Here is a 15,017-nt window from a genome sequence, read left to right as displayed (position 1 = left end):
CCCAGCCCGTCCGGCGATTGAGGACACGCCCGTAGGGCGTACGGGGGCGCAGCCCCCTGGGGCGAGGGTGACGTGGGTTGCGCGCCTCAAACGTCGGCGGGGCTGGAAGGGGGTGGGCTGCTCTGGAGTGCGGAACGCAGGTGGCCCCCGTTCTTCGCCAAGAGCTCCCTGGCCGTCTGCGCGTCCACGCCCGCCAGGATCGTCAGGATCGCGTCCTTCACCTCGCCCTCGGTCGCCGCCAGCGCCCGCTCGATCGCCTCGTCCGACGCGCCGGTGGCGAGCGCGACGATATGGCGGGAGCGGGCGCGCAGCTTCTCGTTGGAGGCGCGGACGTCCACCATCAGGTTTCCGTACGTCTTGCCGAGGCGGATCATCGTGATCGTCGAGATCATGTTGAGGACCAGCTTCTGGGCCGTGCCCGCCTTCAACCGGGTCGATCCGGTGATGAGTTCGGGTCCTACGACGATCTCGATGCGGTGGTGGGCCGCCGCGCCGAGCGCGCTGTCGGCGTTGCAGGACAGGCCGACGGTGAGCGCGCCGACGGAGCGGGCGTGCTCGACCGCGCCGATCGCGTACGGCGTGCGGCCCGAGGCGGAGACGCCGACCACCGTGTCGTGGGCGGTCAGCTCGAGCGCGGCCAGGTCGGCGACGGCCAGCTCGCCGCTGTCCTCGGCGCCCTCGACCGCGTTGACCATGGCGGCGGGACCGCCCGCGATCAGGCCCACGACCTCGGCCGGGTCGGTGTTGAAGGTCGGCGGGCACTCGCTCGCGTCCAGTACGCCCAGCCGGCCCGCCGTGCCCGCGCCCGCGTAGACCAGCCGGCCGCCCAGCGCCATCCGCTCGGCGGCGCCGTCGATGGCGGCGGCGATGGACGGCAGCTGCGCGGCGACGGCGAAGGGGACGGACTGGTCCTCGCCGTTCATGATCCGGGCGATCTCGAGGGTGGGGAGCTGGTCGATCTCGGCGAGCTCGGGGCGGAACGCCTCGGTGGTGAGGGCGGCCAGCTCGGCGCGGAGCTCGCCGTACGCCGCGGAGGAGGCGGGCGAGGACGTCGACGAGGCCGACGAGGCGGACGAGGCGGACGAGGAGGGTGAGGACGCCGACGAGGTGGAGGTCATGGAGGGCCGCTCTTCCTGCTCTGCGTGTGTCTTCTCTGTGTTCTTCTCTGCGTTCAGCGGGTGCGCGGGCTGTGCCGGTGGGCGAGCGCTTCGTACGAGGCGGCGAGCGCCGGCGCCGCCGTCTCGTACGTGCGTTGCGCGACTCCTATGAACAGGCAGTCCACCACCAGGAGCTGGCTGGTCCGCGACGACATCGCGGCCGGGCGCAGCTCGCTCTCGCGGGCGGTGGAGGTGGTCAGCACATGGTCGGCGTACTGCGACACCGGACCGTCCGGGCGGCCGGTGATCGCGATCGTCGTGGCGCCCCGGTCGAAGGCGACCCGCAGCGGCTCGATCACGTCGCCGGTGGACCCGGAGTGGGTGATCGCTATCGCCACGTCGCCGGAGCGGAGCTGCACCGCGTTGGTGACGGCCAGATGGGGGTCGGCGTGGGCGTGCGCGATCAGGCCGATGCGCAGCAGCTTCTGGGCCAGGTCCATGCCGACGAGGGAGGACGCTCCGACGCCGTAGACGTCGATGCGGCGGGCGGTCGACGCGGCGGCCACGGCCGCGCCGAGCTGCACGGTGTCGAGGCCGGCGGCGGTGTCGGCGAGGGTCTGCTGCTCGTCGTAGGCGAGTTTGGCGACGACGTCCGCGATCGGGTCGTCGACGGCGATGTCGGCGGTGACGGCGGGGGCCCGGCCCGACTGCTGGTGGGCGGCGAGCCCGGCGAGGGCGAGGCGCAGATCGCGGTAGCCGGGGTAGCCGAGGAGGCGGGCGGTGCGGACCACGGTGGCCTCGCTGGTGCCGGTGAGCTCGGCGAGGCCGGTGACCGTCAGGGCGGCGCAGCCGGCCGGGTCCTCGGCCACGGCTTCGGCGACCCGCTGCATGGAGCGGGTCATGGACGGCGCGAGGGTCCGGACCTTGGCCGCGAGGGCGGCGGGGGCGGGTGGGGCGTCACCGCTGAAAATTTCCTTCACTGGATAGGTCACCTTTGAAAGATATTTTCGGCATTCGCCCATCGTCAACCCCCTTCGGCCCCCGCACCGCGCCCTGCCGCTCCCTTTCGATCGACGGGATTGATCGAAGTACATCGATGGGATTGATCGAAGTGCCCGGTCCGCCTGCCGCCCCTGGGGTGACAATGGCTCCATGAACGACGCGCACGTCCTTGAGCAGGCCCTCCACGCGGCCCGCGCCCTGGTCCTCGCCGACCTGGCCGCCCGCGATGTGGCCGACGCGACGGTCGTGTCGCTCGTCGAGGACTCGGTGACGCACCGCCGCTGGTGGGTCGAGCAGTGGCCGGAGGGCGTGGAGTACGTTGCCGGGCTGGTCGCCCAGGACGTCCAGGACGCGCTGCTGGAGCGGTACGGCCGGTGGCCGCTGTGCCCGGTGTGCGACGTGGGCGACCCGCACGCGCTGGAGGTGGAGCCGGAGCTGGGTCCGGACCCGCACTGGGTCTGCGGGAAGGCGGGCGTGATCGTGGCGCGGGTCGGCGGGCTGCCCCGGTGACCCTCTACATCGACCCGCCGACCTGGCCGGGGCACGGCCGTATGTGGTCGCACCTGGTCAGCGACGTCTCGTACGAGGAGCTGCACGCCTTCGCCGCGTCGATCGGCTGCCCGCCCCGGGCCTTCGAGCGGGACCACTACGACGTTCCGTCGGACCGCTACCGGGACGCGGTGGCGGCGGGCGCGCGGGAGATCGGCTCCAAGGAGCTGGTCCGCCGGCTGACGGAGGCGGGCCTGCGCCGACCCAAGCACCGCCCCGCGCCGTAGGGGCGGACTGCACGGCGACGGCAGCGTGCGGCTGATCGTCTACTTCTGCTGAGGCGCCTGCTCCAGCGTCTCCAGCTCCGCCGCCAGGTTCCGGCGGGCCGCGGCCTCCCACGCGCGCTGCCCGTGCGGTGTGCGGAACAGCCGGGGCAGCTCCAGCAGTTGGCGCAGCACCGCCGCGCGGCCCTCGCGGAAGAGGTCGTCGGGGACGAATCCGTACTCCTCGCGCACAGCCTGCGCGTACGCGGCGTACGCGTCGGGGGCCGAGGCCAGGATCGCCAGGTCGGCGTCGCACAGGACCGCGCCGTTGGCGTCGGGCTCCTCGGCGTCGTGGCCGACGGTCAGCCGGACCAGCCGGGCGACCTCGGCGACGCGGTCCTCGGGCAGGCCGGCCTCGGCGAGGGCGCGTTCGGCGAGGCGGGCGGAGCGCTCCTCGTTCTCCGAGCGGTCGGGGAGGTAGACCGCGTCGTGGAACCAGGCGGCGAGGCGGACGAGTTCGGGGTCGGCCGCATGCTCGGCGAGGGCGTCGACGTGGTCGAGGACCGCGGCGAGGTGGGCGGTCGTGTGGTAGCGCCGCTGCGGCTCGGCCCAGCGGGCGAGCAGGTCCTCGGCGTACGGGAGGGGGTCCGGGTCGCTCGCGCCGTCGCGGGCGGCGAGGAGGGTCTGCGTCCAGCGGTCGCGGAGATCGGCCATGGGGCGACTCTAATGCGGTGACTCTATGGGGCGACTCTCACGGGGCGACGTGAGAAGGCGGGCGGGGGGGGGCCGGGGGGGGGGGCGCCCGCGCCGGGGGGGGGGGGGGGGGGGGGGGGGGGGGGGGGGGGGGGCCCCCCCCCCCCGCGCGGTGGGCTGCAGAGCCCGGGGGCTACAGGGCCTTGAAGCCGCGCAGCCGCAGGGAGTTGCCGACCACGAAGACGGACGAGAAGGCCATGGCCGCGCCCGCGATCATCGGGCTGAGCAGGCCGGCCGCGGCGAGCGGCAGTGCGGCGACGTTGTAGGCGAAGGCCCAGAAGAGGTTGGACTTGATGGTCCTGAGCGTCCTGCGCGAGAGCCGGATCGCGTCGGCGGCGGCCCGCAGGTCTCCGCGTACGAGCGTCAGGTCGCCGGCCTCGATCGCGGCGTCCGTGCCCGTGCCCATCGCGAGCCCGAGGTCGGCCTGTGCGAGGGCGGCGGCGTCGTTGACGCCGTCCCCGACCATCGCCACCGAACGGCCCTCGGCCTGAAGGCGCTTGACGACCTCGACCTTGTCCTCGGGCATCACCTCGGCGTACACCTCGTCGATGCCGACCTCGCGGGCCACGGCGTGCGCCGCGGCCGTGTTGTCGCCGGTGAGCAGGATCGGGGTGAGGCCGAGCGCGCGCAGTCTGCGCACGGCCTCGGCGCTGGTCTCCTTGACGGCGTCGGCGACCTCGAGGACGGCACGGGCCTCGCCGTCCCAGGCGACCGCGATGGCCGTGCGGCCTGCGGCCTCCGCCTCGTCCTTGGCGCGCCGCAGCTCCGCGGGCAGCCGGATCTCCCACTCGTGCAGCAGCTTCTCGCGGCCGACGAGCACGGCGCGGCCGTCGACGACGCCCTGGACGCCGAGGCCGGCGAGGTTCGCGAAGTCCTCGGGAGCGGGGAGCGGGCCGGCCTTCGCCGCCGCGCCCTCGGCGACCGCGCGGGCGATGGGGTGCTCGGAGGCGTGCTCCAGCGCGCCGGCCAGCCGCAGTACGTCGGCGTCGCTCTCGCCCTCGGCGGCGTGGACGGCCAGGAGGGTCATCCGGCCGGTGGTGACGGTGCCGGTCTTGTCGAGGACGATCGTGTCGGCCTTGCGGGTGTTCTCCAGCACCTCGGGCCCCTTGATGAGGATGCCGAGCTGGGCGCCGCGTCCGGTGCCGACCATGAGGGCGGTCGGGGTGGCCAGGCCCAGCGCGCAGGGGCAGGCGATGATCAGCACGGCGACGGCGGCGGTGAACGCGGCGGTCGCGTCGCCCGTGGCCAGCAGCCAGCCGCCGAGGGCGGCGAGCGACAGGACGATCACGATCGGCACGAAGACGGCGGAGATCCGGTCGGCGAGCCGCTGGGCGGCGGCCTTGCCGTTCTGCGCGTCCTCCACCAGCTTGGCCATCCTGGCCAGCTGGGTGTCGGCGCCGACGCGGGTGGCCTCGACGACGAGGCGGCCGTGGGCGTTGAGGGTCGCGCCGGCGACCGCGTCGCCGACGGAGACCTCGACGGGCACGGACTCGCCGGTGAGCATGGACGCGTCCACGGCGGAGGCGCCCTCGACCACGGCGCCGTCGGTCGCGATCTTCTCGCCGGGCCGTACGAGGAAGCGGTCGCCGACGGCCAGCTCGCCGACCGGGATGCGCGCCTCGCGCCCGTCGCGCAGGACGGTGACCTCCTTGGCACCGAGTTCGAGGAGGGCCCTGAGGGCCGCGCCGGCCTTGCGCTTGGAGCGGGCCTCGAAGTACCGCCCGGCGAGGATGAACGCGGTGACGCCGGCGGCGGCCTCGAGGTAGATGTTCCCCGCGCCGTCGCTGCGGCTGATGGTCAGCTCGAAGGGGTGGACCATGCCGGGCATCCCGGCGGTCCCGAAGAACAGCGCCCACAGGGACCACAGGAACGCGGCGGAGGTGCCGACCGAGATCAGGGTGTCCATGGTGGCGGCGCCGTGCCGCGCGTTGGTGAGGGCGGCGCGGTGGAAGGGCCAGCCGGCGTACGTCACGACGGGCGCGGCGAGCGTGAGGGAGAGCCACTGCCAGTACTGGAACTGGAGGGAGGGGACCATCGCCATCGCGACGACGGGGAGGGCGAGGACGACGGCGGTGACGAGGCGGTGGCGGAGGTCGCGCAGATCGTCGGCCGGCTCCGGCGCGCCGGCCTCCGCGGCGCCGGGCGCCCGCGCGGGTTCCGGGGGCGGTGGCTCGGCGGCGGTGTAGCCGGTGGCCTCGACGGTGGCGATGAGGTCCTGTACGGAGACGTCCTCGCCGCGGAAGCTGACGTGCGCCTTCTCGGTGGCGTAGTTCACGGTGGCCTCGACGCCGTCCATGCGGTTGAGCTTCTTCTCGATGCGAGCCGCGCACGAGGCGCAGGTCATGCCCCCGATGGAGAGTTCGGCGGTGTGCGACATGGTTCCTCCCGAGGTTCATGGTACCTGATACCCCCTGGGGGTACAGCTCTCGATCCATGTATACCCCTGGGGGGTATCTCGCGCAAGGGGTGTCCGGGGGGATCGGGGGAAGGGGAGGGGTGTGTGGCTGCTTTTGCCGTGCGCGCGCATTAGGCTGGACATTGGACTAGACCTGTTTCGCCTGTCACCCGAGGATTGGGGTCTCATGAGCAACCGTGCACTCCTGGAGGTGATCGCCCTCGACGCGGAGGACGCGGTCGCCGCGCAGTCCGGAGGGGCGGACCGGCTGGAGCTGGTCACCGACATGGCGGCGGACGGTCTGACGCCGTCGAGGAGGACGTTCGCGCGCATCCGCGCGGCGGTGGACATCCCGCTGCGGGTGATGCTGCGCCTGGCCGACGGCTTCTCGGCGGGCTCGCCGGCGGACGTGGACGAACTGGTCCGCAGGGCGGCGGAGCTGCGGGCGGAGGGCGCGGAGGAGTTCGTGCTCGGCTTCCTCGACGAGGCGGGGAACCCGGACCTCGTGACGGTGGAGCGGCTGACCGCGGAGGTGGAGGGCTGCCGGTGGACGTTCCACCGGGCGATCGACCAGGCGGCGGACAGGGACGCGCTCCGCAAGCAGCTGGCGGACCTGCCCGGCCTCGACGCATACCTCACGGCGGGCTCGCCGTCGGGCGTGGACGAGGGCCTCGCGACCCTGCTGCGGGAAGCGGCACGCGGGGGAGAGCCGGGCTACGAGCCCCAGATCCTGGTGGGCGGCGGCCTGCGCCTGGACCATCTGCCGACGCTGCGGAAGGCGGGAGTGAACGCGTTCCACATCGGCGGCGCGGCGAGGCCGGACGGCTGGTCGGCGGGGGTGAGGCCGGGAGCGGTGGAGGAGTGGCGGAAGGAGCTTGAGGGGTAACTCAGCCCGTCCGGCGATTGAGGACACGGCCGAAGGCCGTACGGGGGCGCAGCCCCCTGGAGCGGGGGTGACGTGCCCTGTGCGGGCGGCCCGCGGGGCGCTGCCCCGGACCCCGCGCCTCAATCGCCGGCGGGGCTGAATGTGCGGGGCTGGGCCGCGCCCCGCGCCGCTACCCCAACTGCTTCGGGAGCTCGCCTCCATGGAGCACCGTCAGGCCCGAGACCGCCCTCGTCAGCGCCACGTACAGCCGCCGCAGGCCCGTGCGTTCGTCTGGTTCCGCGGTGACGATGGACATCGGGTCGTCCAGGACCACGTAGTCGTACTCCAGGCCCTTCGCCAGGGACGCCGGAACCAGGGTCAGGCGGGAGGCTGCGGTCGTCTCGTCGCCGGGGGCCAGGCAGGGCAGGCCCGCCGACTCGAGGGCCGATCGCAGGGACGGGACGCGCGCGTCCGCCGCGATCAGGCCTGTCGAGCCCTCGTGGGCCAGCGCCTCCTCGCACGCCCGCACCGCCGCCGCGTCCAGGTCCGCCGCCTCGCGGACGACCAGGGAGCCGGGGGTCTCGCGGACCGAGGAGACCGGGGCCAGCCCCGGGGACATGTGGGGGAGCAGGCGGGAGGCGTAGGCGATCACCTCGCGCGGGACGCGGAAGCCCGCCGTCAGCTCCTCGACCGCCGCGTCCGGCTTGCCCAGGTGGGACAGCGCCTCCGCCCAGCTCGCCGTCGCCCAGGGCGTCGTCCCCTGCGCCAGGTCTCCGAGCACCGTCGCCGAGCCCGTCGAGCAGCGCCGGCCCACCGCGCGGTACTGCATCGGCGACAGGTCCTGCGCCTCGTCCAGTACGACATGGCCCAGCGAATGCGTCCGCTGCACCAGGTCGTTCGCCTCGTCGATCAGGACCGCGTCCGCAGCCGACCACTTCGCCGACTTCACGCTCCGCGCGGGCTTCTGCCACAGGATCGTGCGCTGTTCGTCCTCGGACAGCACGCCCTCGGCGTGCGCCGCCAGGAACTCCGCGTCGGACAGCAGCCGCAGCACCAGCTTCGCCGGGTCAACGGCCGGCCAGACGGCCTTCACCGCGGCCTTCACCGCCGGGTTGCGGGCCACCGCGTCCTGCACCCGGTCGTCCGGCGCCTCGCCGGCCTCCTCCATGCGGACCAGGACCGCGTGCGCGATCCGCTGCGGAAGGGCCTCGCGGGCCGCCCCGTACCGGATGTCGCGCGCGAGCAACTCGGCGACGATCTCCTCGAGTTCGTACGCCGGAATCCGCCAGCGCCGCGACCCCCGCACCACCATCACCGGCTCCGTCGGGACGACGACGTGCGAGCGCACCGCCCGGCGCAGCACCTCCGCCATCCTCGCGTCGCCCTTGACGACCGCCGCGTCCGCCGCGTCCGCGCCCCGCACCTCGACGTGCGCGACCAGGTCGTCCACCGTCGCCTGCTTGACCTCCAACTCGCCCAGCGCGGGCAGCACTTGCTCGATGTAGTGGAGGAAGGACCGGTTCGGGCCGATGACGAGCGTGCCGGTGCGGGCCAGCCGCTCCCGGTGCGCGTAGAGCAGATAGGCCACCCGGTGCAGGCCCACCGCCGTCTTCCCGGTCCCCGGGCCGCCCTGGACGCATACCGTTCCGGTCAGCCCGGACCGTACGATCTCGTCCTGCTCCGGCTGGATCGTCGCGACGATGTCCCGCATCGGGCCCACGCGCGGCCGTTCGATCTCCGCCTGGAGCAGCTTGCTGGTCTGCTCCCGCTCGGTCGGGTCGGTCAGATGCTCGTCCTCGTACGCCGTGAGGTCGCCGCCCGTGTACCCGAACCGCCGCCGCAGCCCCACGTCCTGAGGGTCCTTCCGCGACGCCCGGTAGAACGGCTGCGAGACCGGCGCTCGCCAGTCGATGACCATGGGGTCGCCGTCCCCGTCGTGGACGTGGCGGCGCCCGATGTAGAAGCGCTGGCCCTCCTGCGTGGTGTGCAGATAGTCGAGGCGGCCGAAGAAGAGCGGGGTGTGGGAGAGGTCGGCGAGCGCCTTGATGCGCTGCTCGATCTGCGACTCGAGGACTGCGGCGTTGACCCAGTTCGCGGTGACGTCGCGGATGTCGAGGGACTGCACGTCCTCGCGCATCGCCCGCAGCGCGGCGCGCGACGCGGACAGATGGGCCCGCTCACGCCCGAGCGGATCGAGCGGATCGAGCGGATCAAGCGGATCGAGGGGTGCGTCGGCGGGGAAGTCGGGGGAGTCGGTCTCGGGAACAGGGACGTGCGCGGGCACGGGTCGCCTCCGGCGGCTGCAGAGCGGATCTGGGGCGGGACGGACGACCGGCCGGTTTCCGTCCGGACGGCGGCGCTCCACGAGGGGAGGCGGGCAAGACCGGCGATTGTAGCGAGGCGGCCGATCCCGGCCCAACGGATTTCCGCGGGCGCGAGCGGGGAGCGGGGCCTGCGCGTGGGCCATACGACGGACCACGGGGAGGACTCTCGTACGTCCTCCCCGTAGGGGATGGACTCTGTCTGGAGTCGTACACCGGTGATCTCACAGCTCAGTCCGCAGACCGATGTGTCAGAGGGGGCGGAATTCCATCATGGAGACATGAGTACTGCAACCTTCACCCCAGGCCCAGGCACCCACGTCCCCCACCCCCGCCAGGGCGCGACGGCCACCGGCGTCGGCGCCCACTCTCCGCACCTCATCGGCAACGCCCTGCGCGCGGTCAAGGTCTTCGCCGGCGCCGTGTTCAGCGTCGCCGTCCTCGGGGAGTTCGCCGAGGAGGCGGGCGTCTGCCGCCACTGATCCGCGGCTCCGGACTGATCCGCAGTTCTGGACTGATCCGCGGCTCCGGACTGATCCCCGGTTCCGTACGCCCCTGCGATCTCCCCGCCCCTCACTCCTCCTCCGCGTCACTCCTCCGCGTCGGTCGCCAGCAGCTCGTCCGCGTCCACGATCCGGTAGGCGTACCCCTGCTCCGCCAGGAACCGCTGGCGGTGCGCCGCGAAGTCCTGGTCGATCGTGTCGCGCGCGACCACCGAGTAGAAGTGGGCCTGGTGCCCGTCCGCCTTCGGCCGCAGAACACGGCCCAGGCGCTGAGCCTCCTCCTGGCGTGAGCCGAAGGTGCCCGAGACCTGGATGGCCACCGTCGCCTCCGGAAGGTCGATCGAGAAGTTCGCCACCTTCGACACGACCAGCACCGAGATCTCGCCCTGCCGGAACGCGTCGAAGAGCTTCTCCCGCTGCGCGTTCGACGTCTCGCCCTTGATGACCGGCGCGTCCAGATGCTCGCCCAGCTCGTCCAGCTGATCGATGTACTGGCCGATGACCAGGATCTGCTGCCCCGCGAACCGCTGGACCAGCGCCTCCGTCACCTTCCGCTTGGTCGCGGTCGTCGCGCAGAAGCGGTACTTCTCCTCCGTCTCGGCCGTCGCGTACGCGAGCCGCTCCGAGTCCGTCAGATTGACCCGTACCTCCACGCAGTCCGCCGGCGCGATATAGCCCTGCGCCTCGATCTCCTTCCAGGGCGCGTCGAAGCGCTTGGGCCCGATGAGGGAGAAGACGTCCGACTCCCGGCCGTCCTCGCGGACCAGCGTCGCCGTCAGCCCGAGCCGGCGGCGCGCCTGGAGGTCGGCCGTGAACTTGAAGACCGGCGCGGGCAGCAGATGCACCTCGTCGTAGATCACCAGCCCCCAGTCCCGGGAGTCGAAGAGCTCCAGGTGCGGGTAGACGCCCTTCCGCTTCGTCGTCAGCACCTGGTAGGTGGCGATGGTGACGGGGCGGATCTCCTTCTTGGTGCCGCTGTACTCGCCGATCTCGTCCTCGGTCAGCGACGTCCGTCTGACCAGCTCGTGCTTCCACTGGCGGGCGGAGACGGTGTTGGTGACCAGGATCAGCGTGGTGGCCTTGGCCTGCGCCATCGCGCCCGCGCCGACGAGCGTCTTGCCGGCGCCGCAGGGGAGCACGACGACGCCCGAGCCGCCGTGCCAGAAGCCCTCGACGGCCTGCTTCTGGTACGGGCGAAGGGCCCAGCCGTTCTCGTCCAGGTCGATGCGGTGCGCCTCGCCGTCGACGTACCCGGCGAGGTCCTCGGCCGGCCAGCCCAGCTTCAGCAGCGTCTGCTTGACCTGCCCGCGCTCGGAGGGGTGCACGGCCACGGTGTCCGGGTCGATACGGGCGCCGACCAGCGGCTGGACCTTCTTGGAGCGGAGGATCTCCTCCAGCACCGGCCGGTCGGTCGTGGTCAGCACGAGCCCGTGGACGGGGTGCTTGGACAGGGTGAGGCGGCCGTAGCGCGCCATGGTCTCGGCGACGTCGACGAGCAGCGCGTGCGGCACCGGATAGCGGGAGTACTCCACGAGCGCGTCCACGACCTGCTCGGCGTCATGTCCGGCGGCACGGGCGTTCCACAGGCCGAGCGGGGTGACCCGGTAGGTGTGGATGTGCTCCGGGGCGCGCTCCAGCTCGGCGAACGGCGCGATGGCACGACGGCAGGCGTCGGCGAGCTCGTGGTCCACTTCGAGGAGGAGGGTCTTGTCGCTCTGGACGATGAGGGGTCCGTTCACACCTGCGCCCTTTCGATACGTCTGACCTGTGCGGCCAAACCTCCAGTGTGCCGTACTGAGTACCTGGGCCGAAGGGAGTGAGTACGCGCACCCTGCCCCGGGCGCGGTCCCGGGCGTGGAATGGGGGCATGGGAATCCTCCAGCGGAACCGTCTTTCGGAGCAGGCGCCGGGCGAGTGGCCGGCCGGGCTGGCGCATCTGTACGCGCCGGCGTCCTACCCGGCGGCCCGGCGGCGGCCGGTGCGTCGCCCGGCGGCCTATCGGCGGTTCCCGGCGGCGGCGGGCGTCGCCGACCCGCTGTGGTGGCGGGTGCCGCTGGTGTTCACGCCGCTGGTGCTGGTGGCGGCGTACGTCGACCTGACGACCACGGGGATGTGGACCGACCACTCGTGGGCCCTGGGCTATCTGATCCCGCTCGCCGTCGTGGCGACCACATGGCGGCCGGACGGGGACTCCAACCGCCGCGAGATGCGGATCAGGCGGGGGGTGCTCGCCTGCATGACGGCGTTCTTCTTCACGAAGGTGCTCATGGGGCTGATCTGGGGGTTTTACATCGCGATGCTGCTCGCCGGCATGGCCTCGAGCTGACCGGGCTCGCAGATCACCGGCCTCACGCGCCGATCAGGTCCTGTTCAGGCCGCTTCACGCCGGGTCGTCCGCGAGCTCCGCGACGCCCGTGATGCGGTGCAGGGGGTAGGTGCGCACCTCGTCCGCGGTGTGGTCGTACGCCGTGACGAAGCCGCCCTCCACCCGCACCGGCGCGATGACGCGCTGGCTGGCCGCGCCCTCCGCGTTGACGTAGCCGATCCACACGGCCGAGCCGGTGAGCGCGGCGGCCTGGACGGTGGCCAGGGTCTCGGCGGAGGTGGTGCGGGGCAGCTCGCCGTTGCGGGCGGGCTCGAGGGCGGGCTTGCGTACGACGGTGGCGGCGAGGTCGCCCGCGCGGATCGCCTTCACCGCGGCGCCGAGCAGCGTCCCGTCGGGCAGCGGCGGCCCGTCGGGCACGGGGACGGGCGCGGTGCGCGGCGGGGTGCGGCGGGCGTGGGCGCGGGTGATCAGCACATCGCCCTCGGCCGACTCGGCGGCCGGCGCGTATCCCATGGCGCGCAGCCCCTCCAGCAGCGCGCCGGGGTCGGCCTGGGCTGCCAGCACGGTGGGCGCGAGGCGGCGCAGCCGCAGGCCCTGGGAGCGCTTGTCCGCGAGGATCTCGCCGAGGAGGGCGTCGTCGTCGCAGCGTACGTAGGCGGACGCCGCCCCGATCCGCAGATGTCCATGGCGGCGGGCGACGTCGTCGATGAGGTAGCTGAGCGGCTGCGGGACGGGCGTGCGGGAGTGCGTGGCGAGGAACTCGTGCAGGTCGGAGGCCGACTGGCCGGCGTCCAGGGCGCGTCTGACGGAGCCGGGCGTGAAGCGGTAGACGGTCGCTCCGCCCTTGGACTCGACGTCGGCGAGGACGGCGAGCGTCTCGGCGAGCGGCCGGTCCAGCGGTCCGGGGGCGACGGCGGTGAGGTCGGCCTGGAGCAGGACGTGGTCGAGCGGCTGGGGCAGGAGCGGGGCGAGGGCGCGTACGACGGCGTCCGATGCCGCCGCCGTACGCGAGCGTGCGCCCGATGCGGATGCCGCGCCCGCGGCTGATCCCTCCGGTCCCGCGCCCGCTCCGGTCCGCTCCGCCCCTTCCCCCAGGGCCCCGTGCTCCGCGCGCTCCTGGGCGGCGCGCAGCAGCGCCCGCCCGTGCGCCGACAGCGCTCCCCGGCCCGTCACGCCCAGGACCTCCGCCTCGGTGAGCGTCCAGGTCGCCATGCGGGAGCGCAGGTCGGCGAGGGCGCCGCCGCCGCGCAGGGGGCGTTCCCACTGGAGGCGGGAGAGGACCGACTGCGGGTCGGGGGCCGTGCCCTCGGGGAGGGACGACAGGAGTTCGAGGACCCGTCTGCGGACCTCGGACGCGGCGGCGCGGTCGAGGTCGGGGCCGAGGGCGGAGAGCGTACGGCCCTTGGCGTCCTGGCCGCCGATCAGTCCGGGCGTACGGGTCGCCGCCAGCCATGCCTCGGCGAGCGCGGCCCAGCGCTCGGGCGCCGGGAGCTCCAGCCAGTCGTCGTACGCGGGCGTCGGCGCGTACCGCTCGTCCGCCTCGCCGTCCGCGGCCAGCAGGCCCGCCGCGTAGGCGAGTTCGAGCCAGAATCCGGCCATCTGCTCCGTGGTGTCCAGGGCCGTGGCCGTGCGTTTGAGGTCCCGCACGGACAGGCCGCCCGCGCGCAGCACCGGCGGACCGCCCTCGTGCCAGTCCTTGAGCAGGTCCTCGATCGTCGACAGCGCGGTGAACGCCTGGCCCGCCGCCGTGCTGTCCACAACCTGTGGACGGCCCTGCGCGATCGACGCGGTCGCGGCCGGCGCGATCTGCGGCGGGGTGGGCTCCGGTGTGCGGTGCGCACGCCCGGCGCGCAGATGCAGCGCCGCCTCGCGCGGCAGCACGACCGTGCGCGGGGACGCGGGCAGCAGCAGCCCGCGGTCGCGCAGCCAGCGCACCGGCGGGGTCGGGTTGGCGGTCACCTCGCCGTACGGCGGGCCCCAGACCAGCCGGTCCAGCACGGTCAGCGCCTCCGTCGGCGCGGTGTCCAGCAGCTGCGCCATCCGGGTCCGGTCGGTGAACAGGGAGGTCAGCGCCGCGACCGCGGAGACCGGGTCATGGGTGGTGGCCAGCCCGGCGGTCGCGAGGATCTCCTGGAGCCGGGTCGGCGACATGCCCGAGGTGGCCTCGGCGACGGTCGGTCCGAGGCCGGTGGGCGAGGGGTGGGCGGGGGACGGGGCGAGCAGTTCGCGGGCGGTGCGCACCAGCCGCAGCCGGTCGTCGCCGCCCCACACCAGGGCCTGGGTGCGCAGCACCTCGAGCGCGTGCGGCAGGGCCGCCTCGATGGCCGCGTCGCCGTCGTCGCCGGTCAGGAGGGCGAGCAGGGCGCCGTACGGAGCGGGGTCGGGGGCCACGGCGAGTGCTTCCGCGGTCTGCAGGGAGAACCGGTCGAGCCGTTCCAGGGCGCGTACGACGGAGGCGCGGGTGCCCGCCCGGGTGGCGAGCTGCGTCAGGTCGTTCGGCACCGGGTTCAGCAGATCGGGGCGGGCGCGCAGAAGCGCGGCCAGATCCTCGTCGCCGCGGGCGCGCAGCGCTTCGGCGAGCGTGCGCGGAATGCTTCCTTCGGGCATGGTCCCCATCCGCCCCACGGTAGTGCCTGGAGCGCTACCGTCGGGGGCAGGGCGGCCCGGGAAGAGCGGACGGCCCGGTAGGGAACGTCAGGGGAACGCCGGTGGGGATCGAGAGCGACCAGCTCGTCTACGACTATCTGAGCCGGGTCGGCGACCTGGCTCAGCAGAGCCAGCTGCCGTCCGGCACGCGGATGCGGCTCGTGTCGACGCTCCGGAACGAGATCGACCGGCAGCGCGCCGAGACCGGCGGCGACACCCCCGCGTCGGTGCGCCGGATCCTCGGCCGGCTCGGCACGCCGGACCAGGTGGTCTCGGCCGCGTCGCAGGACGGCGGCGGGTCGGCCGCGCCGTCGCCGCCCGCGCCCTCGCTGGCGGTGCCGGAGCAGCGCGCGCGCC

The 15,017-nt window shown here is 73.7% G+C and carries 12 protein-coding genes and 1 pseudogene; 6 read left to right on the top strand and 7 right to left on the bottom strand.

Annotated features, from left to right (window positions below):
- Window positions 1–86 precede the first annotated feature (86 nt).
- Window positions 87–1,118, bottom strand: coding sequence for an N-acetylmuramic acid 6-phosphate etherase (gene murQ / locus AB0M39_RS12270; protein WP_365363040.1), 1,032 nt, complete (start codon window positions 1,116–1,118; stop codon window positions 87–89).
- Window positions 1,119–1,171: 53 nt separating this feature from the next.
- Window positions 1,172–2,089, bottom strand: coding sequence for a MurR/RpiR family transcriptional regulator (locus AB0M39_RS12265; protein WP_365363038.1), 918 nt, complete (start codon window positions 2,087–2,089; stop codon window positions 1,172–1,174).
- Window positions 2,090–2,249: 160 nt separating this feature from the next.
- Here AB0M39_RS12265 and AB0M39_RS12260 point away from each other — a divergent pair, with 160 nt between their 5' ends.
- On the top strand, window positions 2,250–2,609 hold the full coding sequence (locus AB0M39_RS12260) for a hypothetical protein (RefSeq protein WP_365363036.1): 360 nt from the start codon (window positions 2,250–2,252) through the stop codon (window positions 2,607–2,609).
- Entirely contained in the window at window positions 2,606–2,875 is a 270-nt protein-coding gene (locus AB0M39_RS12255; RefSeq protein WP_365363034.1) for a DUF4031 domain-containing protein, read from the top strand. Before AB0M39_RS12260 ends, AB0M39_RS12255 begins: the two co-directional genes overlap by 4 nt.
- A gap of 39 nt (window positions 2,876–2,914) precedes the next feature.
- Here AB0M39_RS12255 and AB0M39_RS12250 read toward each other — a convergent pair whose 3' ends face one another.
- On the bottom strand, window positions 2,915–3,565 hold the full coding sequence (locus tag AB0M39_RS12250) for a hypothetical protein (protein WP_365363032.1): 651 nt from the start codon (window positions 3,563–3,565) through the stop codon (window positions 2,915–2,917).
- Window positions 3,566–3,737: 172 nt separating this feature from the next.
- Entirely contained in the window at window positions 3,738–5,981 is a 2,244-nt protein-coding gene (locus AB0M39_RS12245) for a heavy metal translocating P-type ATPase (protein ID WP_365363030.1), read from the bottom strand.
- Window positions 5,982–6,186: 205 nt separating this feature from the next.
- Here AB0M39_RS12245 and AB0M39_RS12240 point away from each other — a divergent pair, with 205 nt between their 5' ends.
- The gene (locus tag AB0M39_RS12240; RefSeq protein WP_365363028.1) at window positions 6,187–6,885 is read left to right on the top strand and encodes a copper homeostasis protein CutC; all 699 of its coding nucleotides are present in this window, start codon (window positions 6,187–6,189) and stop codon (window positions 6,883–6,885) included.
- A gap of 169 nt (window positions 6,886–7,054) precedes the next feature.
- Here the strand turns inward: AB0M39_RS12240 and AB0M39_RS12235 are convergent, their stop codons facing one another.
- On the bottom strand, window positions 7,055–9,031 hold the full coding sequence (locus AB0M39_RS12235; RefSeq protein ID WP_365363220.1) for a UvrD-helicase domain-containing protein: 1,977 nt from the start codon (window positions 9,029–9,031) through the stop codon (window positions 7,055–7,057).
- A gap of 435 nt (window positions 9,032–9,466) precedes the next feature.
- Here AB0M39_RS12235 and AB0M39_RS12230 point away from each other — a divergent pair, with 435 nt between their 5' ends.
- A complete protein-coding gene (locus AB0M39_RS12230; protein ID WP_365363026.1) occupies window positions 9,467–9,667 on the top strand; it encodes a hypothetical protein in 201 nt (66 codons plus the stop codon).
- Between the two features lie 107 nt (window positions 9,668–9,774).
- On the opposite strand, the gene AB0M39_RS12225 is transcribed toward AB0M39_RS12230, so the two are convergent.
- A complete protein-coding gene (locus tag AB0M39_RS12225) occupies window positions 9,775–11,427 on the bottom strand; it encodes a DNA repair helicase XPB (protein WP_365363024.1) in 1,653 nt (550 codons plus the stop codon).
- Between the two features lie 128 nt (window positions 11,428–11,555).
- On the opposite strand from AB0M39_RS12225, the gene AB0M39_RS12220 reads away from it, so the two are divergent.
- A complete protein-coding gene (locus tag AB0M39_RS12220; protein WP_365363022.1) occupies window positions 11,556–12,014 on the top strand; it encodes a hypothetical protein in 459 nt (152 codons plus the stop codon).
- 54 nt (window positions 12,015–12,068) lie between these two features.
- Here the strand turns inward: AB0M39_RS12220 and AB0M39_RS12215 are convergent, their stop codons facing one another.
- On the bottom strand, window positions 12,069–14,630 hold the full coding sequence (locus AB0M39_RS12215) for a helicase C-terminal domain-containing protein (protein WP_365363020.1): 2,562 nt from the start codon (window positions 14,628–14,630) through the stop codon (window positions 12,069–12,071).
- 92 nt (window positions 14,631–14,722) lie between these two features.
- On the opposite strand from AB0M39_RS12215, the pseudogene AB0M39_RS12210 reads away from it, so the two are divergent.
- Window positions 14,723–15,017 (top strand): annotated as a pseudogene (locus AB0M39_RS12210) (hypothetical protein); the annotation flags it as partial.

The organism is Streptomyces sp. NPDC051907 (assembly GCF_040681075.1).
Lineage (GTDB): Bacteria > Actinomycetota > Actinomycetes > Streptomycetales > Streptomycetaceae > Streptomyces.
The sequence above is the reverse complement of the archived record's forward strand: the minus strand, read 5'-3'. Positions and strand labels throughout refer to the sequence as shown.

Coding starts and splice junctions, on each gene's coding strand:
- murQ (WP_365363040.1), bottom strand. CDS start 1,118: ATGACCTCCACCTCGTCGGCGTCCTCACCCTCCTCGTCCGCCTCGTCC.
- AB0M39_RS12260 (WP_365363036.1), top strand. CDS start 2,250: ATGAACGACGCGCACGTCCTTGAGCAGGCCCTCCACGCGGCCCGCGCC.
- AB0M39_RS12250 (WP_365363032.1), bottom strand. CDS start 3,565: ATGGCCGATCTCCGCGACCGCTGGACGCAGACCCTCCTCGCCGCCCGC.
- AB0M39_RS12245 (WP_365363030.1), bottom strand. CDS start 5,981: ATGTCGCACACCGCCGAACTCTCCATCGGGGGCATGACCTGCGCCTCG.
- AB0M39_RS12240 (WP_365363028.1), top strand. CDS start 6,187: ATGAGCAACCGTGCACTCCTGGAGGTGATCGCCCTCGACGCGGAGGAC.
- AB0M39_RS12230 (WP_365363026.1), top strand. CDS start 9,467: ATGAGTACTGCAACCTTCACCCCAGGCCCAGGCACCCACGTCCCCCAC.
- AB0M39_RS12220 (WP_365363022.1), top strand. CDS start 11,556: ATGGGAATCCTCCAGCGGAACCGTCTTTCGGAGCAGGCGCCGGGCGAG.
- AB0M39_RS12215 (WP_365363020.1), bottom strand. CDS start 14,630: ATGGGGACCATGCCCGAAGGAAGCATTCCGCGCACGCTCGCCGAAGCG.